Origin of the sequence: Burkholderia sp. Bp9090 (genome assembly GCF_003857985.1) — a bacterium.
GTDB lineage: Bacteria > Pseudomonadota > Gammaproteobacteria > Burkholderiales > Burkholderiaceae > Burkholderia.
The window spans coordinates 43,182-63,799 of sequence record NZ_QTPV01000035.1 but is presented as its reverse complement, the minus strand read 5'-3'; the positions used below and the strand labels follow the sequence as shown (position 1 = coordinate 63,799).

General features: G+C 69.2%; 20 protein-coding genes. 9 read left to right on the top strand and 11 right to left on the bottom strand.

What is annotated here, in order from left to right; genetic code table 11:
- Window positions 1–87 precede the first annotated feature (87 nt).
- Window positions 88–1,131: a bile acid:sodium symporter family protein gene (locus DIE16_RS26385; protein ID WP_124520621.1), complete on the bottom strand. Its 1,044-nt coding sequence runs from the start codon at window positions 1,129–1,131 to the stop codon at window positions 88–90.
- Between the two features lie 358 nt (window positions 1,132–1,489).
- Here DIE16_RS26385 and DIE16_RS26380 point away from each other — a divergent pair, with 358 nt between their 5' ends.
- From DIE16_RS26380 to DIE16_RS26370, 3 genes are all read left to right on the top strand, one after another.
- On the top strand, window positions 1,490–1,987 hold the full coding sequence (locus tag DIE16_RS26380; protein WP_044846200.1) for a hypothetical protein: 498 nt from the start codon (window positions 1,490–1,492) through the stop codon (window positions 1,985–1,987).
- Window positions 1,988–2,356: 369 nt separating this feature from the next.
- On the top strand, window positions 2,357–3,433 hold the full coding sequence (locus DIE16_RS26375) for a porin (RefSeq protein WP_044846147.1): 1,077 nt from the start codon (window positions 2,357–2,359) through the stop codon (window positions 3,431–3,433).
- Between the two features lie 175 nt (window positions 3,434–3,608).
- On the top strand, window positions 3,609–4,571 hold the full coding sequence (locus tag DIE16_RS26370) for a LysR family transcriptional regulator (protein WP_044846148.1): 963 nt from the start codon (window positions 3,609–3,611) through the stop codon (window positions 4,569–4,571).
- 112 nt (window positions 4,572–4,683) lie between these two features.
- Here the strand turns inward: DIE16_RS26370 and DIE16_RS26365 are convergent, their stop codons facing one another.
- Window positions 4,684–5,643, bottom strand: a complete 960-nt coding sequence (locus DIE16_RS26365; RefSeq protein ID WP_124486615.1) for a nitronate monooxygenase family protein — start codon at window positions 5,641–5,643, stop codon at window positions 4,684–4,686.
- 280 nt (window positions 5,644–5,923) lie between these two features.
- Between DIE16_RS26365 and DIE16_RS26360 the strand changes: the two genes are divergently transcribed.
- A complete protein-coding gene (locus DIE16_RS26360) occupies window positions 5,924–6,820 on the top strand; it encodes an alpha/beta fold hydrolase (protein ID WP_124893709.1) in 897 nt (298 codons plus the stop codon).
- 62 nt (window positions 6,821–6,882) lie between these two features.
- Here the strand turns inward: DIE16_RS26360 and DIE16_RS26355 are convergent, their stop codons facing one another.
- The gene (locus DIE16_RS26355) at window positions 6,883–7,374 is read right to left on the bottom strand and encodes an Lrp/AsnC family transcriptional regulator (RefSeq protein WP_034177375.1); all 492 of its coding nucleotides are present in this window, start codon (window positions 7,372–7,374) and stop codon (window positions 6,883–6,885) included.
- A 113-nt stretch (window positions 7,375–7,487) separates the two neighbouring features.
- On the opposite strand from DIE16_RS26355, the gene DIE16_RS26350 reads away from it, so the two are divergent.
- The gene (locus tag DIE16_RS26350) at window positions 7,488–8,390 is read left to right on the top strand and encodes a DMT family transporter (RefSeq protein ID WP_124893708.1); all 903 of its coding nucleotides are present in this window, start codon (window positions 7,488–7,490) and stop codon (window positions 8,388–8,390) included.
- A 218-nt stretch (window positions 8,391–8,608) separates the two neighbouring features.
- Here the strand turns inward: DIE16_RS26350 and DIE16_RS26345 are convergent, their stop codons facing one another.
- Genes DIE16_RS26345 through DIE16_RS26325 form a run of 5 tightly spaced genes read right to left on the bottom strand, consistent with a single transcriptional unit; the run spans window position 8,609 to window position 11,687 of the window.
- Entirely contained in the window at window positions 8,609–8,815 is a 207-nt protein-coding gene (locus DIE16_RS26345) for a DUF1289 domain-containing protein (RefSeq protein ID WP_124486612.1), read from the bottom strand.
- On the bottom strand, window positions 8,812–9,318 hold the full coding sequence (locus DIE16_RS26340) for a YbaK/EbsC family protein (protein ID WP_044846152.1): 507 nt from the start codon (window positions 9,316–9,318) through the stop codon (window positions 8,812–8,814). The genes DIE16_RS26345 and DIE16_RS26340 overlap by 4 nt, the downstream gene beginning before the upstream one ends.
- 23 nt (window positions 9,319–9,341) lie before the next feature.
- Window positions 9,342–10,274 (bottom strand): hydroxymethylglutaryl-CoA lyase, encoded by a 933-nt coding sequence (locus DIE16_RS26335; RefSeq protein ID WP_124893707.1) that lies wholly within the window; start codon window positions 10,272–10,274, stop codon window positions 9,342–9,344.
- Between the two features lie 29 nt (window positions 10,275–10,303).
- A complete protein-coding gene (locus DIE16_RS26330; protein ID WP_124666486.1) occupies window positions 10,304–11,245 on the bottom strand; it encodes a glyoxylate/hydroxypyruvate reductase A in 942 nt (313 codons plus the stop codon).
- A gap of 4 nt (window positions 11,246–11,249) precedes the next feature.
- Window positions 11,250–11,687 carry a VOC family protein gene (locus DIE16_RS26325; RefSeq protein WP_185733747.1) on the bottom strand — a complete coding sequence of 146 codons (438 nt, stop codon included), beginning with the start codon at window positions 11,685–11,687 and terminating at the stop codon, window positions 11,250–11,252.
- Window positions 11,688–11,944: 257 nt separating this feature from the next.
- On the opposite strand from DIE16_RS26325, the gene DIE16_RS26320 reads away from it, so the two are divergent.
- Complete coding sequence (locus DIE16_RS26320; protein WP_124486609.1) at window positions 11,945–12,568, top strand: alpha/beta hydrolase; 624 nt, start codon at window positions 11,945–11,947, stop codon at window positions 12,566–12,568.
- A gap of 54 nt (window positions 12,569–12,622) precedes the next feature.
- On the opposite strand, the gene DIE16_RS26315 is transcribed toward DIE16_RS26320, so the two are convergent.
- A complete protein-coding gene (locus DIE16_RS26315; RefSeq protein WP_124893706.1) occupies window positions 12,623–14,743 on the bottom strand; it encodes a phosphocholine-specific phospholipase C in 2,121 nt (706 codons plus the stop codon).
- Between the two features lie 57 nt (window positions 14,744–14,800).
- A complete protein-coding gene (locus DIE16_RS26310) occupies window positions 14,801–15,085 on the bottom strand; it encodes a hypothetical protein (RefSeq protein ID WP_124893705.1) in 285 nt (94 codons plus the stop codon).
- A 559-nt stretch (window positions 15,086–15,644) separates the two neighbouring features.
- Between DIE16_RS26310 and DIE16_RS26305 the strand changes: the two genes are divergently transcribed.
- Genes DIE16_RS26305 through DIE16_RS26295 form a run of 3 tightly spaced genes read left to right on the top strand, consistent with a single transcriptional unit; the run spans window position 15,645 to window position 19,641 of the window.
- Complete coding sequence (locus tag DIE16_RS26305; protein WP_124893704.1) at window positions 15,645–16,400, top strand: (2Fe-2S)-binding protein; 756 nt, start codon at window positions 15,645–15,647, stop codon at window positions 16,398–16,400.
- A 17-nt stretch (window positions 16,401–16,417) separates the two neighbouring features.
- Window positions 16,418–17,419: a xanthine dehydrogenase family protein subunit M gene (locus DIE16_RS26300; RefSeq protein ID WP_124520631.1), complete on the top strand. Its 1,002-nt coding sequence runs from the start codon at window positions 16,418–16,420 to the stop codon at window positions 17,417–17,419.
- The gene (locus DIE16_RS26295) at window positions 17,416–19,641 is read left to right on the top strand and encodes a xanthine dehydrogenase family protein molybdopterin-binding subunit (protein ID WP_124893703.1); all 2,226 of its coding nucleotides are present in this window, start codon (window positions 17,416–17,418) and stop codon (window positions 19,639–19,641) included. The genes DIE16_RS26300 and DIE16_RS26295 overlap by 4 nt, the downstream gene beginning before the upstream one ends.
- Before the next feature lie 21 nt (window positions 19,642–19,662).
- Here DIE16_RS26295 and DIE16_RS26290 read toward each other — a convergent pair whose 3' ends face one another.
- Window positions 19,663–20,583, bottom strand: a complete 921-nt coding sequence (locus DIE16_RS26290; protein WP_124486603.1) for a LysR substrate-binding domain-containing protein — start codon at window positions 20,581–20,583, stop codon at window positions 19,663–19,665.
- Window positions 20,584–20,618 lie beyond the last annotated feature (35 nt).

Sequence of the window (20,618 nt, the reverse complement as noted above, 5' to 3'; positions counted from 1 at the left end):
GAGAGGCGAGAGGCGAGAGGCAGGGACGAAAGGAACAAGACGAACACCCCGGCGCGGCCAGTCATGCCGGCCGCGCAGCCTCCCGCGTCAGCGCTTGCCCGCGCTCAGCGCACCGCGCCCGCGTGCGGCACCGGCCGCACCCGCGTCGCCGTCGCGCTCGCCGCTCGTGTCGCGCGCGCCCCAGCGTTGCGCGAGCGCCGCGCAGGCCATCAGCTGGATCTGGTGGAACAGCATCAGCGGCAGAACGATCGCGCCGACCGCCTGCGCGGAGAAGATCACCTTCGCCATCGGCACGCCGGCCGCGAGGCTCTTCTTCGACCCGCAGAAAATGATCGTGATCTGGTCGGCGCGGTTGAAGCCGAGCCGCTTGCTGACGAACGCGGTCAGCCCCAGCGCGATCACGAGCAGCACGACGTTGACGATCAGCAGGCCGCCGAGCGCGCGCGCCGGAATCTGGTGCCACAGCCCCTGGTTCACGGCCTCGCTGAACGCGACGTAGACGACGAGCAGGATCGAGCCCTGGTCGACGAAGCGCAGCACGCCGCGGTTGCGTTCGATCCAGCCGCCGATCACGGGCCGCAGCAGCTGGCCGGCGATGAACGGCACGAGCAACTGCATCACGATGCTGCCGATGGTGCTCCACGGCGACGCGGCCGCGGCCGACTGCGACGTGATCATCAGCCCGACGAGCGCCGGCGTCACGAAGATCCCGAGCAGGCTCGACGCTGATGCCGCGCACACGGCGGCCGGCACGTTGCCCTTCGCGATCGACGTGAACGCGATCGACGACTGGACGGTCGACGGCAGCGTGCACAGGAACAGCACGCCGGCATACAGCGTCGGCGTGACGAGCGGCTGCAGCACGGGCTTCAGCGCGAGGCCGAGCAGCGGGAACAGCGCGAACGTGCTGAGCAGCACGACCGCATGCAGCCGCCAGTGGGTCGCGCCCGCGACGACGGCTTCGCGCGACAGCTTCGCGCCGTGCAGGAAGAACAGCAGGCCGACCGCGATGTTGGTCGCCCAATTGAACGCATGGGCGGCCGGGCCGCGGCACGGCAGCAGGCTCGCGAGCACGACGGTGCCGACGAGCGCGAGCGTGAAGTTGTCGGGAAGAAAACGGGGACGGGCCATCGGGGAACTCGATTCGGAAACGGCGGGCGCACATGTCGCGCGCGCGAAGCCGGTATTGTCCCGGTTGGTCATTCAATAAACAAATTCATTGTACGAATCCATTGATGAATCAATTGCATGATGCGGCTGCGCAACACGGCACGCCCGCGGCGGCCCGGCGACGCGCGAAGCGGCAGAAGAATGTTCTGTCGCGATCCCACCCTGAAGTGAAAAAACCTAGCAGTAACATGGTGTTACACCGATGCCCGCGACATAACACTTTTTGGCTCGACACCGTTTGGGACCGCTCATAAATTACTGCTGAAAGGCTTGCGTCGGCCGGAAACAGCCGGCGGCGAGCGGCAACAGGCACTGAATGATGACGGAACGGGTGAAACTGAAGGTCGGACGATGGGTGGCAGGCGTGCTCGGCGCGCTGCTGATGCCGCTCGCGCTCGCGCAACCGCCGCATGGCGGTCAGGCGTTCGGCGGCGGTCATGGCTTCGGTCACGGTTTCGGTGGCGGCGACATGCGCATGTACGGCCAGCCGGCCGGCAACGCGCAGGTATGGCGCCGGGCGCTGCCGCCGGGCGGCGCGCGTGCCGGCGGCGTGAGCGGCTATGGTTCCCGCTGGGGCCTGCGTCCGACGCCGTCTTACGGGCATTACGCCGCGCAGAGCCCGTATCGTCCGATCAGCGCCGAGTCCCGCCAGATGCCGCGCCCGCCGGGCGGCGGCAACGTTCCGTTGCGGGCCGGCTCGATCCGCGCCGACGTCGCGCGCTACAACGAAGAGCGTGGCGGCCGTCCGATGCCGCCGCCCCGCGCGCAGGAAGAGCCTTCCCACTCGCCGTTTTTCTCCCCGTTCTACCGAAACTGAGCGCCCCGCGCGTTCGCCGAGCGCGCCTCGCGCGTTCGTTCCCCCGCCGGCTGTGATGCGAATTCGCCACAGTCGCGCATAGATTTCCGCTGATTTTCCCGCCGCATTGCGCTATCTTTCGCGCCCGGCACGCGCGCCCCTCGCGGCCGTCCCGTCGCGTGCCCGCACCGCGCGGGGCCGCTGCGGCGCGCCTGGCCATGTGCCGATTCCGCGAAGTTAATGCTGCCGCTATACCCGCAATAAGTGTGCGCAATTTTGACGGGACGCAGGTTCCGTAAAGATGGCTGCGCCCCATACGACGCAAGCAATCGGCTCCAAACAACAACGCTCGCGCCACTTATCGACATTCGACAAAACCCTGGAGATCCCATGAAAGCATTCGCTCGCCGTGCGTCGCGCACGTCCGTCAAGCTGATCGCCGCGGCCGCCTGCGTGGCCGCAACCGCACCCGTTCACGCGCAGTCGAGCGTCTCGCTCTACGGTCAGGTCGACGAATGGGTCGGCGCCACCAAGTTCCCGGGCGGCGATCGCGCATGGAACGTGTCGGGCGGCGGGATGTCGACGTCCTACTGGGGCCTGCACGGCGCCGAGGATCTCGGCGACGGCTACAAGGCGATCTTCACGCTGGAGAGCTTCTTCCGTGCGCAGAACGGCCAGTTCGGCCGCTTCCAGGGCGACACGTTCTTCGCGCGCAACGCATACGTCGGCGTCAGCTCGCCGTACGGCACGGTGACGGCGGGCCGCCTGACCACGCACCTGTTCCTGTCGACGATCCTGTTCAACCCGTTCTACGATTCGTACACCTTCTCGCCGATGGTGTACCACGTGTTCCTCGGCCTCGGCACGTTCCCGACCTATCCGAGCGACCAGGGCGCGGTCGGCGATTCGGGCTGGAACAACGCACTGTCCTACACGTCACCTTCGTTCGGGGGCCTGAATTTCGCGGCGATGTACGCGCTCGGCAACACGGCCGGCGACAACCGCTCGAAGAAGTGGAGCGCGCAGTTCAACTACGCGAACGGCCCGTTCGCGGCGACCGCTGTCTACCAGTACGTGAACTTCAACAACGGCCCGCAGGACCTGAGCTCGCTTGTGACCGGCATGAAGAGCCAGGGCATCGGGCTGGTCGGCGCGACCTACGACCTGAAATACGTGAAGCTGTTCGGCCAGTACATGTATACGAAGAACGACCAGGTCGCCGGCAGCTGGCACGTGAACACCGCGCAGGGCGGCGTGTCGGTGCCGCTCGGCGTCGGCAACGCAATGGCGTCGTACGCGTACTCGCGCGACGGCGGCGGCCTCGACCAGACGCGCCAGACCTGGGCCGTCGGCTACGACTATCCGTTGTCCAAGCGCACCGACGTCTACGCTGCGTACATGAACGACCACATCAGCGGCCTGTCGAGCGGCAATACGTTCGGCGCAGGCATCCGCGCGAAGTTCTGACGATTCGTCGGTTCGGACGCGCACACAACGCGCGTCGCATGTGCCGGCATTGCGCCCCGAAAAAAACGGCGCCGCTATTCGCGGCGCCGTTTTGCCTTTGTTGACCTTTTTGTTTCCTCGCCTTTGTTACCCTATCTCGTAATTGCATAATTCCCAGGAATTGCGAGCTAGTTCGATGGATACCCTCGTCAGCATGAATGTGTTTCGCTACGTCGTCGAAGTGGGCAGCTTCGTCGGCGCGGCCGAGCGCATGCAGATGTCGGCCGCGATGGCGAGCAAGCACGTGATGCATCTCGAGCAGCAGCTCGGCGCGCGGCTGCTGCATCGCACGACACGACGTGTCGCGCCGACCGAGGCGGGACGCGAATACTATGAGCGCCTCGTGCAGGCGCTGTCGGAACTCGACGAAGCCGGACAGGCGGTCGGCGCCGCGAGCGTGGTGCCGCAGGGCCGCCTGCGCGTGACGTCGCTGTCCGCGTTCGGATTGCGGCACGTGATGCAGGCCGTCACCGATTATGCGGGTCGGTTCCCGGACGTGACCGTCGACGTGACGCTGTCCGATCGCGTGGTCGACCTGATCGAGGAAGGCTACGACGTCGCGGTGCGCGCGGCGCCGAACGGGCTGAAATCGTCGTCGCTGGTCGCGCGGCAGATCGCGACCGCGCACATCCTGCTGGTCGCGTCGCCCGAGTATCTCGACAAGCACGGCACGCCACAGACGATCGCCGATCTCGCGCACCACAACTACCTGCGTCGCGATTCGAATTCGACGATGCTCGATTCGCTGGTGATCGACGCGGCCGCCGCGTCGCGCGTGAACCTGAACGGCAACCTGATCGTGAACCATCTCGAGGGGCTGCGCGCAGCCGTGCTCGCGGGCGCGGGCATCGCGCTGCTCGGCACCGAGGTGGTCGGCGACGACATCGAATCCGGCCGGCTCGTGCCGGTGCTGCTCGACGCCGTGCCGCCGCACGAGGCGCCGATCTATGCTGTGTACGCGAGCCGTCGCCACGTATCCGCGAAGGTGCGCTCGTTCGTCGACTTCCTCGCGGCACGATTCGAAGGGCAGTCGCTGTGCCCGTCGATCGAGTCGCGCCTGCGCGTGCTGCCGATCACGCGGATCAAGCGCGCGGGCTGACCGGCGCCGGCCGGCCGCGTGGCGGACATGAAAAAAGCGCGAGCCGTTGCGGTTCGCGCTTTTTTGTTTGGTCCGACGTCGTGCGCGCCGGTGGCGCAACCCGCCGCCCGCGTCAGCGCGCGATGCCGAGTCGTGCCTTCGCGTCGTCGTACTCGCGCTTCAGGCGCTCGACGAGCGCGCCGACGCTCGGCAGGTCGTCCATCAGGCCGACACCCTGGCCGGCACCCCAGATGTCCTTCCATGCCTTCGCCTTGTCGCCGCCGAAATTCATCTTCGACTTGTCCGATTCCGGCAGTGCGTCCGGATCGAGGCCGGCCTTCTCGATGCTCTCGCGGATGTAGTTGCCGTGCACGCCGGTGAAGAGGTTCGTGTAGACGATGTCGGACGATTTCGCGTTGAGGATCGCGTGCTTGTAGTCCTCGACCGCGTGCGCTTCCTGCGTCGCGATGAAGCGCGTGCCCATGTACGCGAAGTCGGCGCCCATCGCCTGCGCGGCGAGGATCGAGCCGCCGTTGGCGATCGCGCCGGACAGCACGATCGGGCCGTCGAACATCTTGCGCACTTCGCCGACGAGCGCGAACGGCGACGTCGTGCCCGCATGGCCGCCGGCGCCGGCCGCGACGAGGATCAGTCCGTCGACGCCCGCTTCGAGCGCCTTCTGCGCGTGGCGCAGGTTGATCACGTCGTGCAGCACGATGCCGCCGTAGCTGTGCACCGCGTCGACGATCTCGCGCGCCGGCGCGCGCAGGCTCGTGATGAAGATCGGCACCTTGTGCTCGACGCACACGCGCACGTCGTGCTCGAGCCGTGCGTTCGACTGGTGGACGATCTGGTTGACCGCGATCGGGCCGATCACCGCGTCCGGGTGCTTCGCCTTGTGGTCGGCTAGTTCGGACTGGATCTGCGTGAGCCATTCGTCGAGCAGTTCGGCCGGACGGGCGTTGAGCGCGGGGAAGGATCCGACGATACCCGCCTTGCATTGCGCGAGCACGAGTTCGGGGTAGCTGACGATGAACATCGGCGACGCGATGACGGGCAGCGTCAGGTTCTGCAGGACGGCGGGCAATGCCATGTGATGTCTCCAGTCTCGAGGGGCGGCCGGGCCCGGCGCGGGTCGCGCCGACGCCGGCATGCATGCTTGGCGGTCGAACGGTGCTTCGAGTGTAGCGGTACAGCCGCGCGTTCATATTAATACGAACGGTCGTGCGATTCTACGCGAGCTTAACAAACCGCGCGGCGTGGCGACAATCGAGTGAGTGTTCTCTTTCTACGCGTTCGGGCATCTGGCGCGCGCAGCAGCCGGTCGGGCGCTCCTACAATATCCGCCATAACAAACCAACGAGAAACAAACCATGTCGTTTGAGGCGTTTGCTCCGTTTCGCGTGACGGTGCAGGACACCGACATCTTCGGTGTAAAAGGAGGCGCGGGGCCGCCGCTTCTGCTGCTGCACGGCCACCCGCAGACCCACATGATCTGGCATCGCGTCGCCGCGACGCTGGCGAATCACTTCACGGTGATCGCGACCGACCTGCGCGGCTATGGCGCGTCGGGCAAGCCGCCGAGCGACGCGCGGCACGCGCCGTATTCGAAACGCGCGATGGCGGCCGACCAGGTCGCCGTGATGCGCCATTTCGGTTTCGAGCAATTCCATGTGTGCGCGCACGATCGCGGCGCGCGCGTCGCGCACCGGCTCGCGCTCGATCATCCGGCGGCCGTCGAGCGGATGATGCTGCTCGACATCGCGCCGACGCTCGCGATGTACGAGCAGACCGACCGCGCGTTCGCGACCGCGTATTTCCACTGGTTCTTCCTGATCCAGCCGGCGCCGCTGCCCGAAACGCTGATCGAAGGCCGCACCGATGCGTACATCGAGCGCGTGATGGGCAATCGCTCGGCCGGGCTCGCGCCGTTCGCGCCGGAGGCGCTCGCCGCGTATCGCGCCGCGCTCGCGCAGCCGGGCGCCGTACACGCGATGTGCGAGGACTACCGCGCATCGGCGACGATCGATCTCGAACACGACCGCGCGGATCTCGAGCGCGGCAACAAGGTCGCGTGCCCGCTGCGCGTGCTGTGGGGCGAGCACGGGATCGTCGGCCGCTGCTTCGATCCGCTCGACGAATGGCGGCGCGTCGCGCGCGACGTCAGCGGCCGCGCGCTCGATTGCGGGCACTACATTCCGGAAGAGGCGCCCGTCGCGCTGATCGGCGAGCTGCTCGCGTTCTTCGAAGCGCGCGACGCGGCCGCGTGAGCGGTGCCGGCCGCGGCGGCTCGCGCGGCGCTTGCCGCGCGTCGACGATCGGCGCTCGCGGTTCAGCGGCGCGCGGCGTCGTCTTCGACCAGCGGCGGCAGGCGGCGCGGCACGGGCGTCGATTTCACGATCGCCGTGCTCGTTTCCGCGCGCTCCGTCACCTTCGACAGGATGTCGTCGAGGTGCTCGATCGTGCGCAGGTAGAGCCGGCAGATGAAGCAGTCCTCGCCGGTCACCTTGTCGCATTCGACGAATTCCGGAATCCGCCGCAACACCTCCTCGACCAGATGCAGCTGTCCCGGCAGCGGCTTCACGCGGACGATCGCCTGCAGCGTGTAGCCGAGCGCGCGCGGATCGAGCTCGACGGTGAAGCCCGCGATCACGCCCTGCGCCTCGAGCCGCCGCACGCGATCGGCGGTCGCGGGCGCCGACAGCCCGATCTGTCGCGCCAGCTCGCTGGTGGCGATGCGCGCATCCTCGGCGAGCGCCGCGAGGATCGCGCGGTCGGTCGCGTCCAGCGACGCGACGGCGGGCGGGGAAAGGCGTTTCGACATGATCGCTTTGCTTTCGAAGGTGAATCGGTCGTTTCGCTTCAGTTTAGCCGTGGATGCACGGAAAGCAAGTTTCTAGAATCGAAGTCATCTTCTCTCGCCAAACGGAGTCCATGATGGCCTCGAACGAAATCCGCCGCGGTGCCGCCGAGATGGTCGTCGCGATGCTGATGTCCGGCACGATCGGCTGGCTCGTGATGTCGTCGCAGCAACCGCTCACCAATGTCGTGTTCTTCCGCTGCCTGTTCGGCGCCGCGACGCTCGCGATCGTCTGCGCGGCGCTCGGCTTGCTGCGCCGCGCGCTGTTCTCGCCGCGCATGCTCGTGCTTGCGACGCTCGGCAGCGTCGCGATCGTCGCGAACTGGCTGCTGCTGTTCGCCGCGTATTCGCGTGCGTCGATCTCGATGGCGACCGCCGTCTACAACACGCAGCCGTTCATGCTCGTCGCACTCGGCGCGCTCGTGTTCCGCGAACGGATCAGCGCGTCGACGATCGCGTGGCTCGCGCTTGCCTTCATCGGGCTCGTCTGCGTGGTGCGGGTCGAGCCGGCCGTGCTCGCGGTGCCCGGCGAATATCTCGAAGGCGTCGCGCTGTCGCTCGGCGCGGCGTTCCTGTACGCGGTGTCGTCGATCGTCACGAAGCACCTGAAGGGCACGCCGCCGCACCTGCTGGCACTGTTGCAGGCCGGCCTCGGCATCGTGCTGCTCGCGCCGTTCGCGCACTTCGACACGCTGCCGGCGACGGCCGCGCAGTGGCTCGATCTCGTCGTGCTCGGCGTCGTCAACACCGGCCTGATGTACGTGCTGCTGTACGGCGCGATCCAGAAGCTGCCGGTCGCGATGACGGGCGCGCTGTCGTTCGTCTATCCGGTCGTCGCGATCATCGTCGATCGCGTCGCGTTCGGGCAGACGCTCGCGTGGACGCAGGTGCTCGGCGCGCTGCTGATCCTGCTCGCGGCGGCTGGCGTGAACCTCGGCTGGCGCATCGTGCCGGCGCGTCGCGCGGCGGTCGGCAACTGAAACGGTCGTGCGATTCGACTTGCCGCTACGGCTTGCCGCCAGGCCCGTCGGCGTCGCCTCCGGGCACGCGGATTGCGCGCCAGACAGGCCGTAAGGAGTTGTAGGGAAACACCCGATGCGACGCTGCAGCGTCGCTCGTATGATGCGGCTGTGACGTTGATCACGTTCACAGGATTCCGATCTCATGCCGTTCGCCAAGCAGGCCGAACGGCATTTTTTTATGCGCCGCTCCGCGCGAGCAGGCGCCGCCGCGCGTCGAGCCGCGCGAGCAACACGCGTCTCGCGTCGTCGTCCGACGCGCGCCATCCCTTGATCTCGTCACGCGTACGCAGGCAGCCCGCGCACCAGTCGGTGCGCGGATCAATCCTGCAGACGTCGGTGCACGGCGAGGCGACCGTGCCGACCGGTACCGGCGCGTCGCTCATGCGTCGTTACGCAATGCGACGTCGGCGACCGGCGCACCCGTCAGCGCGACGAGTTCCTGCGGCGACAGGTTGAACACCGCGTGCGGATGGCCGGCGGCGGCCCACAGGCTGTCGAGCTCGAGCAGGTCGGCGTCGATCAGCGTGACCGGTTCGACGAGATGGCCGATCGGGCACACGCCGCCGATCGCGTAGCCGGTATGGTCGCGCACGAACTTCGCATCGGCGCGGCCGACCGCGCCGACCTGGGCGGCGACCTTCTTCTCGTCGACGCGATTCACGCCGCTCGCGACGACGAGCACCGGCAGGCCGTCGGATTCGCGGCGAAACAGGATCGACTTCGCGATCTGCGCGACCGAGCAGCCGAGCCCGGCCGCGGCTTCGGCGGAGGTCTTGCCGGTTTCGGCGAGCATCACGATCCCTTTCGCATGCCCGCGTTCGCGCAGCAGCAGCGCGACGCGTCGCGCGGAATCGGGGAGAGAGTCGAATGAAGCGGGTGTCGTCATGGGGAGTCCGGTGAGTGTCGGGGTCACGCGCAGCTCGGCGCGTCGGCCGCGCTCTGCGCCTTGGCGAGCAGCGCGCGACCGGCGCGCGACACGTTCGCGCGGCCGATCGCGTTCGAGATGAAGTCGCCGGCGGCGACCACCTGCGCGAGATCGATGCCGGTGTCGATGCCGAGGCCCTGCATCAGGTACAGCACGTCCTCGGTCGCGACGTTGCCGGTCGCGCCCTTCGCGTACGGGCAGCCGCCGAGGCCGGCGACCGACGCGTGGAAGATCTCGATCCCTTCGAGCAGCGCCGCGTAGATGTTCGCGAGCGCCTGGCCGTAGGTGTCGTGGAAGTGGCCCGACAGCCGTTCGCGCGGGAACACGCGCGTGACGGCCGACAGCACTTCGCGCGTGCGCTTCGGCGTGCCGACGCCGATGGTGTCGGCGATGTCGATCTCGTCGCAGCCGAGCGCGGCGAAGCGTTCGACGACGTCGACGACCGACGCGACCGGCACCTCGCCCTGGTACGGGCAGCCGAGCGTGCACGACACGCTGCCGCGCAGCCGCAGGCCGGCATCCTTCGCGGCCTTCGCGACCGGCTCGAAGCGCGCGATGCTCTCCGCGATGCTGCAGTTGATGTTGCGCTGCGAGAATGCCTCGCTCGCCGCGCCGAAGATCACCACTTCGTCGGCGCGTGCGGCGAGCGCGTTCTCGAAGCCTTTCAGGTTCGGCGTGAGCACCGAATACACGGTGCCCGGGCGACGCTCGATGCCGGCCATCACGTCGGCGCCGTCGGCCATCTGCGGCACCCATTTCGGCGACACGAACGATGCGGCCTCGACATTGCGGAAGCCGGCGCGCGACAGCCGGTCGACGAGCGCGATCTTCACGTCGGTCGGTACGAAGGTCTTTTCGTTCTGCAGCCCGTCGCGCGGGCCGACTTCGACGATCTTGACGGCGGTGGGGAACGTCATGGTTGTCTCCGGTCTCGTATAGGTGGAATTCAGTAGCCGCGCGCGTAGTCGACGATGCCGCCGACGCGCTCGCCGCGCTCGAGCGCGCGGATCTTGCCGGCGATCTGCTCGACGGCTTCGTCGCGCAGCGTCTCGGCCGAGCTGTGCGGCGTGATCGTGATGCGCGGCGCGTGCCAGAACGGGTGGTCGACCGGCAGCGGCTCGTGCTGGAACACGTCGAGCGTCGCGGCGGCGACCTGGCCGCTCGCGAGCGCGTCGAGCAGGTCGGCTTCGACGAGATGCGCGCCGCGTGCGACGTTCACCAGGTATGCGCCCGGCGCCAGCTTCGCGAAGGTCCGCGCCGACAGGATCCCGTCGGTATCATGCGTGCTCGGCAGCAGGTTGACGAGCACCTTCGCGCCGTCGACGCACGCGTCGAACGCGTCGTCGCCCGCGAAGGTCGCGACGCCGTCGAGCCGTTTCGGGCTGCGGCTGTAGCCGCGCACCGGCAGGCCGAGCGCGGCGAGCGCCTGCGCGACCTGCGCGCCGAGCACGCCGAGGCCGAGCACCGCGACGGTGAAGCTCGCGCGCGGATGCGGCTCCAGCACCTGCCAGCGGCGCTCGCGCTGCAACGCGTCGTATTCGTCGAAGCGGCGCAGGTAGCGCAGCACCGCGTGCGTCACGTATTCGATCATCTGCCGCGCCATGCCCGAATCCTCGAGGCGCACCAGCGGCACGTCGCGCGGCAGCGTGCCGGGATGCGCGCGATCGAGCGCGAGCAGCGCATCGACGCCCGCGCCGAGGTTGAAGATCGCGCGCAGGCCGTCGCGCGGCGCGAACAGCTCGCGCGGCGCGCGCCACACGAGCGCGTAGTCGGCGGCGGCCGTGTCGCCCGGCTGCCACGCGCGCAGTTCGGCCTCGGGCAGCGCCTGCGCGATCGCGTCGCGCCAGGCGCCGGCTTCCTGGTGCGGCGAGTAGAACAGGATCTTCATGCGCTTACTTCGAGAACAGCTGGCCGATGTCGGCGAACGCCTTGAACTCGAGCGCGTTGCCGCACGGATCGAGGAAGAACATCGTCGCCTGCTCGCCGACCTCGCCCTTGAAGCGGATGTGCGGCTCGATCACGAAGCGCGTATGCGCGGCCTTCAGTTTGTCGGCGAGCGCATGCCATTCGTCCATCGACAGCACGACGCCGAAATGGCGCACGGGCACGTCGTCGCCGTCGACCGGGTTCACCGCGCTTTTGCCGGTTTCGTCCGGCGCGAGGTGCGCGACGAGCTGATGGCCGAAGAAGTCGAAGTCGACCCAGTGTTCCGAGCTGCGGCCCTCTGGGCAGCCGAGCAGGCCGCCGTAGAACGCGCGCGCGCCGGCGAGGCTCGACACGGGGAAGGCGAGATGGAACGGGCGCAGCGCGCCGGCGGGCGTAGCGGACATCGGGCGTCTCCTGTCGATCGGAACCGGCGCGGGGAGCCCGGTTCCGATCCGATGCAAGGCAAGCGGGAAGCCCACATTCTACGGTTTCGCGGCGCATTGCGCCGCCGCGAGGCCGCCGGCCCGCACCGCGAGGCCCGCGCCGGCGGTCGCCCGGCTACCGTCCCGCGCAAAAGCAAAGCACAAAATATTGGTTCGGCCGCCGCGCACGCCACGCCACAATCGAACCTCGTCTCCAAGCAAAGCAAGCGAGGGCAATCATGCGCGCATGCAGCAAATCGGCGTGGCCGCCGCGGCTCGTGACCGTTCCGGGCCTGCACGGCAGCGAAGGCGCCCACTGGCAGACCTGGCTGGAGCGGCAGTTCCCGCGTGCGCTGCGGGTCGAGCAGGCCGACTGGGACGCCCCCGATCTCGCGCGCTGGGCGCAGTCCGTGCGCGTGCTGCTCGAACGCGAGCGCGGCCCGTTCGTGCTGGCCGCGCACAGCTTCGGCTGCCTCGCGGCCGCGCATGCGCTCGCGCAATGGCCGCAGGAGGCCGACGTCGCGGGCGTGCTGCTCGTCGCGCCCGCCAGTCCGAAGAAATTCACGTTCGCGGGGCCGTTCGACGCGCGCCGGCTCGCGGTGCCGTCGATCGTGATCGGCAGCGAAACCGACCCGTGGATGCCGCTCGCCGATGCGCGTACGCTCGCGCAGCGGCTCGGCAGCGCATTCGTGAACCTCGGCGACGCGGGGCACATCAACACCGCGGCCGGCTTCGGGCCGTGGCCGCGCGCGAAGTACTTCATCGACACGCTGGTGCACTGCGCGGCGCCGCTGCGCTTTCGCGACGCGGACGACGGCTTCGACGTCGCGCCCGTCGAGCGCGCGCTCGCGCACGCGATCTGAGATTCGACGGCACGCGCCGCGCGGCCGACGCCGCGCGCCGTCGTGCCGCCGCGCTTACGGCGCGGAGACCGGGCGCACCGCGGCCGGATCCGAGTAGCTCGACCGGCCGTTCTCGACGTGGCCCGCGAAGCGGCGCGAGAACGTGCCGTTCACGCCGTCGCTCACCGTCACGTCATACCAGTGGTGGCTCGACGCGAGCGCCCATTGCTCGACGCGTTCGTCGCCGCCGTGCAGGGTCACCTGGCGCGCGGGCGTGCCGTACGCGTTGTCGGTCAGCGTCAGCGTCACGTGACCGCTGCCGTGGTTGCGCAGCTTCAGGTACAGGTTGCCGTTCGCGATGTCGTAGCCGGCTTTCACCTCCGGCTGCGCCTGGTTGCGCCGGCGCGCCGTCGCGGCCGACACGTTGCCCGCGAACATTCGCACGAAGCCGTTCGGCCCGTACACCGAGAACGCATACGCGCCGTTCGTCTCCGTCAGGTCGAAGTCCGCGTGCAGCACGCGGCGCGCGCCGACCGTGTAGCGCCACGGGCCGTCGGTGCGGTTGGTCGCGTACACCTGGAAGTGCGCGCCCTGGTTGCCGCGGTTCGCGAACTCGATGCGCAGCGTGTTGTCGCCGTAGAGGCTCGCGTTCACGTGCAGTTCGTACGGCAGCGCGCGCGCCGGGCGCACGCCGGGTTCCTGCGGGTCGATCGGCGACGGCGTCGCGGGCACGCTCGGCGCGGGTTGCGACGTGCATTGCTGGTCGGCGATCGAGCGGTACTGGCTCGTATCGGGCAGCGTCGGGAACGTCGCGTCGGACGAGCGGAAGTCGAACGCGGCGGTCAGATCGCCGCAGACGGTCCGGCGCCACGGCGTGATGTTCGGCTCGTCGACGCCGAAGCGCTCGCCGATGAAGCGGATCACCGACGTGTGGTCGAATACCTGTGAGCACACGAAGCCGCCCTTCGACCACGGCGACACGACCGTCATCGGCACGCGCGGCCCGAGGCCGTACGGCAGCCCGTCGGCCGTGTAGCTGCCGCCGCGGCCGGGATTCACGACCGTATGCAGCTCGCCGTCGGTGGTCACGGTCGATGCGCCCTGCGCGGCCGAGGTCGGCGGCTGCGGCGGCACGACGTGATCGAAGAAGCCGTCGTTTTCGTCGTACATGATGAACAGCACCGTCTTCGCCCACACGTCCGGGTTCGACGTCAGCGCGTCGAGGATCTGCGACGTGTAGTTCGCGCCGTACGCCGGCGTGTATTTCGGATGCTCGGAGAACACGGCGGGCGGCAGCAGCCACGACACCTGCGGCAGCCGGTCGTTGATCACGTCGTCCTTCAGGTTGTCGAGCGTGCGCACCGTCTGCGCGCGCTGGTACAGCGACGAGCCCGGCTTCGCGTTGATGAAGTTCGTGAAGTTCTGCAGGATGTTCGTGCCGTAGTTGCCGTTGTACGGATCGGCCCACGTGAGCCCCTGCTGGTAGATCTGCCACGACACGCCGCGCGCCTCGAGCCGTTCGGGGAAGGTCGTCCACGACAGCAGCTGGTACGCGGGCGGCAGGTCGCCGTCGACGTAGTCGGCGTTGTCGAGCAGCGGGCCGCCGAACTTGCCGGTCGGGTCGACCGTGCCCGTCATCAGGTACGAACGGTTCGGGTGCGTCGGCCCCGGCAGCGAGCAGAAGTAGTTGTCGCACACGGTGAACGCATCGGCGAGCGCGTAATGGAACGGGATGTCCTCGCGCACGTGATAGCCCATCGTCATGTCGGTCTTGTTCGCGGGCCACTGGTCGTAGCGGCCGCCGTCGATCGCCGCGTGGGTCTTCGCCCACGAGTGGTCGAGCGCGCCCAGGCACTGCGCGCTGGTCGTCTTCGTGTCGAGCCGGAACGGCAGCACGGGCTTCGCCGGGTCTTCCTTCGACGGCTGGTACCACACCGGCTTGCCGTTCGGCAGCGGAATCGGGAAGCGGTCGTTGTAGCCGCGCACGCCGCGCAGGTGTCCGAAGTAATGGTCGAACGAGCGGTTCTCCTGCATGAACACGACGATGTGCTGGACATCGCGGATCGTGCCGGTGCCGCGCGCGGCCGGAATCGCGAGCGCGCGGCGGATCGATTCGGGGAACGCGTTGAGCGCGACGGCCGCGCCCGCCGACTGTGCGACGGTATGCAGGAAACGGCGGCGGCTGGATGACGTCATGTTATTTCACCTCGGTTCTGCGATCGGGGACTGGGGACACCAACAGGAACGGCGGGATCAGTGCGGCGACGACGCGGCGATGGCGGACGCGCCCGCGTTCGTCGCGGGCTTCGCGTCGTCGTCATCGTCGGGCGGGTAGTGGACGACGGGCGGCGCGAGCGGCGCGGCATCGGACGCGGCGGCTTTCGCGCCCACGCCGCTGTTGAACGCGCTCGCGGCGCCGGACGATGCGCCGGCCTGTTGCGAGGCGTCGGTCGCGTGCGCGTCGTGCGGCGCGTCGTCGCTGCAGGCGGCGGCGAAGGCGGCGGCACATAGAACGACGACGAGGGCAACACGACGCATCACTTCTCTCCTGGCAGGCGGATCGGGAAACGTTTTCGAGTATGCCCGTGCGATGCGACGATTCGGTGAATCGTTTGCGACCGGCGCGTGATCGCGAACGGCTTTCGTGATGCTGACCATATGCTTTCAAGGCGGCGGAGCCGGGTCGATCCGCCGAATTTTCATGGCGGATGTAGTGGCCGCGCGCATTTACACGCGCGTGCAACGCGACGAACCATGCACGCGATGCGACGTGTCGTGCACGGCGTTGCGGACGCCTTTGGCCAGCGTCGGTCGATGTGTCGCCCGCGCCACTGCCGAATGCGTGTTTTTTACCGCATCGACAGCCGGCGGTCAGCCACGCGCCAGCGTAGCGGCACGCACGTGACAGGAGCGGTAACCGATACCTGCGTGCGGTCCGTTCGCAACGCATGAACGCAATCTGCCCGGCGCAGGCGAAGACCCGTGTCGGCTTGCGGCACCGGAATTGCTCGCAGCGCCGATGCACGCGCTGTCCCGCGCGGCCAACCGGGCACGGGCGGCGTATCCGCATCCATCAACCAGGGAGCGAGCAGAAGCCATGTCCAGCGATCGACCCATCCTCCCGTCCACCGGGCCCGCGAGCGATGCTGCCCCGTCGCCGCTCGCGGCCGGCCATGCGGCGTCGCCGCCGTTACCGCACGATACGCCCTCCAGCGCCGCACGGCGCCGCTTTCTGCAATCGGCGGCGGCGGCCGCGACCGTCGGCGCCGCATCGCACGTTCATCCGCAGCAGCCGCACACGACATTCACGCCTGCGGCGACACATCGCGATACGGTCCCGGCGCAGCCCGTGCGGCTCGACATCAACGGGCGCGAATACACGCTGCAGCTCGAACCGCGCGTCACGCTGCTCGACGCGCTGCGCGAATACGCGGGCCTCACCGGCACGAAGAAGGGCTGCGACCGCGGGCAATGCGGCGCGTGCACGGTGCTCGTCGACGGGCGGCGCATCAACGCGTGCCTGACGCTCGCGGTGATGCACGAAGGCGAGCGGATCACGACCGTCGAGGGGCTCGCGCGCGGCGGCGTGCTGAGCCCGATGCAGCGTGCGTTCGTCGATCACGATGCATTCCAGTGCGGCTACTGCACGCCCGGCCAGCTGTGTTCTGCGACCGCGCTGCTCGACGAGTTTTCGGCGGGCGCGGCGAGCGCCGTCACCGACGACGTGCGACGCCGGCCCGCACAACTGTCGGACGACGAGATCCGCGAGCGCATGAGCGGCAATCTGTGCCGCTGCGGTGCGTACCCGAACATCGTCGCCGCCGTGCGCGCCGCGCACGCGGCGAACGGCTAGCGCGGGAGGACCCGGCCATGGAAGCGATCTCCTACGAACGGGCAACCGACGTCGCGGGCGCCGTGCGGGCGGCGCAGCGGCCGGGCGCGGCCTTCATCGGCGGCGGCACGAACCTGCTGGACCTGATGAAGGGCGGCGTCGCGCGGCCCGTCACGCTCATCGACATCACGCGTATCGCGGGCCTCGATACGGTCGACGCGTTGCCGGATGGCGGACTGCGAATCGGTGCGCTCATGCGCAACAGCGATGCGGCCGCTCATCCGCGTATCCGCGCGGACTATCCGCTGCTGTCGCAGGCGCTGCTCGCCGGCGCGTCCGCGCAATTGCGCAACATGGCGACCGTCGGCGGCAACCTGATGCAGCGCACGCGCTGCCCGTATTTCTACGATCCCGCGTTCGCGCAATGCAACAAGCGCGAGCCGGGCAGCGGCTGCGCGGCGATCGGCGGGCACAACCGGATGCACGCGATTCTCGGCGCCAGCCAGCAGTGCGTCGCGGTGAACCCGTCGGACATGAGCGTCGCGCTCGCGGCGCTCGACGCGGTCGTACAGGTGAGCGGCCCACGCGGCGCGCGGCAGATTCCGTTCGCGTCGTTTCACCGGTTGCCCGGCGATCGGCCCGACCTCGACACGACGCTCGAACCGGGCGAACTGATTACGTCGGTGGATCTGCCGCCGCCGCGCTTTGCGGACCATGCGCACTACCTGAAGGTGCGCGACCGCGCGAGTTACGCGTTCGCGCTGGTCGCGGTGGCCGCCGCGTTGCGGCTGGACGGTGCGCAGGTGACGGAGGCGCGCATCGCGCTCGGCGGCGTGGCGCACAAGCCGCTGCGTGCGACGGCCGCGGAACGGCATCTCGTCGGCCGCGCGCCAACCGATGCGGCGCTGCGCGAGGCGGCTGCGCTCGCGTTGCGCGACGCGCGGCCGCTCGACGGCAATCGATTCAAGGTCGCGCTCGCGCAGCGCGCGATCGTCCGTGCGGTGCATGCGGCCGCTGGCACGACGGGAGATGCGGCATGAACACGGTGACCGGACAGCCGCTCGACCGTGTCGACGGCGTACTCAAAGTGACGGGCGGCGCGCGCTATGCGGCCGAATTCGCCGATACGCGCCTCGCGCACGCGGTGCTCGTGACGAGCACGATCGCATCGGGGCGCATCGAATCGATTGACGCGGCACGCGCACGCGCGATGCCCGGCGTGCTGTTCGTGATGACGCACGAGAACGCGATGCGGTTGCCCAACGGCGGCCGCACGCCGCTGTCGCCGCCGGCCGGGCGCCGGCTCACGCTGTTGCAGGACGACACGGTGCGCTACAGCAACGAACCTGTCGCGGTCGTCGTCGCCGAAACGCTCGAGCAGGCGACCGACGCCGCGAATGCGGTGCAGGTGCGCTATCGCGCGAGCGATGCCACGCTCGATTTCGCGCGCGCGAAGCGCGGCGCGCGCGTGCCGCCGAAGCAGCAGGGGCGCGCGATGGACACGCAGCGCGGCGACGTCGATGCAGGCCTGCGCGAGGGCGCGGTGCGCATCGACGCCACCTACACGACGCCGATGCAGCATCACAATCCGCTCGAGCCGCACGCGACGATGGCGCACTGGGACGGCCCGACGCTTACGCTGCACGACGCGACGCAGGGCGTGTCGGGCGCCAGCACGGCGGTGGCCGCGGTGTTCGGCATCGCGCCGGAGCAGGTGCGCGTGATCTCGCCGTTCCTCGGCGGCGGCTTCGGCTGCAAGGGATCGTCGTGGTCGCACGTGTCGTTGTGCGCGATGGCCGCGCGACAGGTGGGCCGCCCGGTGCGCCTTGCGCTGACGCGGCCGCAGATGTTCGGCCCGGTCGGCGGCCGCCCGTTCACCGAGCAGCGCGTCGTGCTGGCCGCGCGCGCCGACGGCACGCTGACCGCGCTGCGCCACGACTCGATCGTCACCACGTCGACGTTCGAGGACTGGACGGAGATGTGCGGGATGCCGTCGCGGATCATGTATGCGGTGCCGAACCAGGCGACCACGCACCGGATCGTGTCGCTGAACGTCGGCACGCCGACGTTCATGCGCGCGCCCGGCGAGGCGTCCGGTTCGTTCGCGCTGGAATCGGCGATGGACGAGCTCGCGTGGCGGCTCGGCATGGATCCGGTCGCGCTGCGGCTCGCGAATTACGCGGAAGTCGATCCGGAGGACGGCAAGCCGTGGTCGAGCAACAAGCTGCGCGAGTGCTACCAGGCCGGCGCGCAACGCTTCGGCTGGTCGCGGCGCACCGGCGGGCCGCGCACGATGCGCGACGGCGACACGCTGGTCGGTCTCGGGATGGCCGCCGCGACGTATCCGGCGAATCGCAGCGAGGCGTCTGCGCGTGCGCGCATCCTGCCGGACGGCACGGCCGAAGTCGCGTCGGGCACGCAGGACATCGGCACCGGCACCTACACGGTCATGACGCAGGTCGCGGCCGATGCGCTCGGCTTCGCGCTGCAGAACGTGCGCTTCGTGCTCGGCGATTCGAGCCTGCCGCGCGCGCCGGTGTCGGGCGGCTCGCAATCGGCGGCGAGCGTCGCGCCGGCCGTGCGCGACGCCGCGCTGCGGGCGCGCGCGATGCTGATCGCGCTGGCGATCGCCGATTCGGGCTCGCCACTGCACGGCGTCGCGGCGGACGACGTGACGGTCGACGACGGCTGGCTCGTGCATCGCGGCGAGCCGTCGCGGCGCGATCCGGCCGCCGCGGTGATCGCGCGCGCGGGCGGACGGCCGCTCGAAGCGCAGGCGACCGCGAAGCCGGGCGACGAGAAGTCGCGCTATGCATCTCATTCGTTCGGCGCGGTGTTCGCCGAAGTACACGTCGATGCCGAACTCGGCACGATCCGGGTGCCGCGCATCGTCGGCGTGTACAGCGTCGGCAGCCTGCTGAATGCGAAGACCGCACGCAGCCAGCTGATCGGCGGGATGGTGTGGGGGCTCGGCACCGCGCTCGAGGAAGGCTCGTTCCTCGACGTGCGGCATGGACGCTTCACGAATGCGAACCTCGCCGAATATCACGTACCCGTGAATGCGGATATCGGCGATCTCGACGTGAGCTTCGTCGACGAACGCGACACGCATTTCAACCCGCTCGGCATCCGCGGCATCGGCGAAATAGGGATCACGGGCGTGCCGGCGGCGATCGCGAATGCGATCTATCACGCAACGGGCGTGCGCGTGCGCGATCTGCCGATCACGCTCGACAAGGTGGCGATGCCGACGCGCGCGTGAGCGTCAGCCGCAGCGTCAGCGTCAGCGGCGCGGCGTTCTGCGCCGCGCTTCGCTGCGCAGCCAGTCGAGCCACGTGCGGATCGCCGCTTCCTGCGGATGGCCGGGGCGCCATACGACGTAGTGCGCATACACGTCGGTCACGCGCACCGTCGATACGCGCACGAGCGTGCCGTCCGCGAGCTCGGGCTCGATCAGCGAGCGGCGCGCGAGTGCGACGCCGCGCCCTTTCAGCGTCGCGTCGATCAGCGCATTCGCATCGGTGAAACGCGGCGCGCGAGCGGATTCGGTGAGGTCGAGCCGCGCAGCTTGGAGCCACGGTTCCCATGGCTGCGCGGGATGGCGCAGCAACGTCGCGCGCACGAGATCGGCCGGCACGCGCGGCGCAATGCCGTCGCGATTGCGGTACGCGGGGCTCGCGACCGGGAAGATCGTCTCGTTCATCAGCTTTTCGGCGACGACGCCCGGCCAGCTGCCGGGCCCGTAGCGCAGCGCGACGTCGATGCGGTCGCGCTTGCGCAGCGGCGCGAGCGCCACGTCCGGGTGCAGCGCGATCGCGATGTGCGGATGCGCGGCCGTGAAGCGCGGCAGGCGTGGTGCGAGCCAGCGCTCGGCGACACTCGGCAGCACGCTGACGTTCAGCGTCACGTCGCAGGTACGCGGGCGGCTGCGTACGGCGAGCGCCGGCTCGAACGCGCGTTCGAGCACGCTCAGGCCCTGGCGCACCTGTAGCGCGAGCGCATGCGCGGCATGCGTTGGCGTTGCGCCGTTGCGTTCGCGCGTGAAGAGCGGGTAGCCGAGCTGCGCCTCGAGCGCGCGGATGTGCTGGCTGACGGCGCCTTGCGTGAGCGCAAGCGCATCGGCCGCGCGCGTGAAGCTCTGCAGCCGCACGGCGGCTTCGAACGCACGCAGCGTCTGGAGCGGGGGGAGGTGGATGCGTCGCATGCGGGTATTAGTAACACTAATGCTCAAGCACGACA

Bases quoted from the DNA above. Each gene is read 5' to 3' on its own strand.
- DIE16_RS26375 (WP_044846147.1), top strand. From the start codon at position 2,357: ATGAAAGCATTCGCTCGCCGTGCGTCGCGCACGTCCGTCAAGCTGATC.
- DIE16_RS26325 (WP_185733747.1), bottom strand. From the start codon at position 11,687: ATGTCCGCTACGCCCGCCGGCGCGCTGCGCCCGTTCCATCTCGCCTTC.
- DIE16_RS26385 (WP_124520621.1), bottom strand. From the start codon at position 1,131: ATGGCCCGTCCCCGTTTTCTTCCCGACAACTTCACGCTCGCGCTCGTC.
- DIE16_RS26315 (WP_124893706.1), bottom strand. From the start codon at position 14,743: ATGACGTCATCCAGCCGCCGCCGTTTCCTGCATACCGTCGCACAGTCG.
- DIE16_RS26350 (WP_124893708.1), top strand. From the start codon at position 7,488: ATGGCCTCGAACGAAATCCGCCGCGGTGCCGCCGAGATGGTCGTCGCG.
- DIE16_RS26355 (WP_034177375.1), bottom strand. From the start codon at position 7,374: ATGTCGAAACGCCTTTCCCCGCCCGCCGTCGCGTCGCTGGACGCGACC.
- DIE16_RS26290 (WP_124486603.1), bottom strand. From the start codon at position 20,583: ATGCGACGCATCCACCTCCCCCCGCTCCAGACGCTGCGTGCGTTCGAA.
- DIE16_RS26295 (WP_124893703.1), top strand. From the start codon at position 17,416: ATGAACACGGTGACCGGACAGCCGCTCGACCGTGTCGACGGCGTACTC.
- DIE16_RS26310 (WP_124893705.1), bottom strand. From the start codon at position 15,085: ATGCGTCGTGTTGCCCTCGTCGTCGTTCTATGTGCCGCCGCCTTCGCC.
- DIE16_RS26330 (WP_124666486.1), bottom strand. From the start codon at position 11,245: ATGAAGATCCTGTTCTACTCGCCGCACCAGGAAGCCGGCGCCTGGCGC.
- DIE16_RS26320 (WP_124486609.1), top strand. From the start codon at position 11,945: ATGCGCGCATGCAGCAAATCGGCGTGGCCGCCGCGGCTCGTGACCGTT.
- DIE16_RS26370 (WP_044846148.1), top strand. From the start codon at position 3,609: ATGGATACCCTCGTCAGCATGAATGTGTTTCGCTACGTCGTCGAAGTG.
- DIE16_RS26305 (WP_124893704.1), top strand. From the start codon at position 15,645: ATGTCCAGCGATCGACCCATCCTCCCGTCCACCGGGCCCGCGAGCGAT.
- DIE16_RS26300 (WP_124520631.1), top strand. From the start codon at position 16,418: ATGGAAGCGATCTCCTACGAACGGGCAACCGACGTCGCGGGCGCCGTG.
- DIE16_RS26380 (WP_044846200.1), top strand. From the start codon at position 1,490: ATGACGGAACGGGTGAAACTGAAGGTCGGACGATGGGTGGCAGGCGTG.
- DIE16_RS26340 (WP_044846152.1), bottom strand. From the start codon at position 9,318: ATGACGACACCCGCTTCATTCGACTCTCTCCCCGATTCCGCGCGACGC.
- DIE16_RS26345 (WP_124486612.1), bottom strand. From the start codon at position 8,815: ATGAGCGACGCGCCGGTACCGGTCGGCACGGTCGCCTCGCCGTGCACC.
- DIE16_RS26360 (WP_124893709.1), top strand. From the start codon at position 5,924: ATGTCGTTTGAGGCGTTTGCTCCGTTTCGCGTGACGGTGCAGGACACC.
- DIE16_RS26335 (WP_124893707.1), bottom strand. From the start codon at position 10,274: ATGACGTTCCCCACCGCCGTCAAGATCGTCGAAGTCGGCCCGCGCGAC.
- DIE16_RS26365 (WP_124486615.1), bottom strand. From the start codon at position 5,643: ATGGCATTGCCCGCCGTCCTGCAGAACCTGACGCTGCCCGTCATCGCG.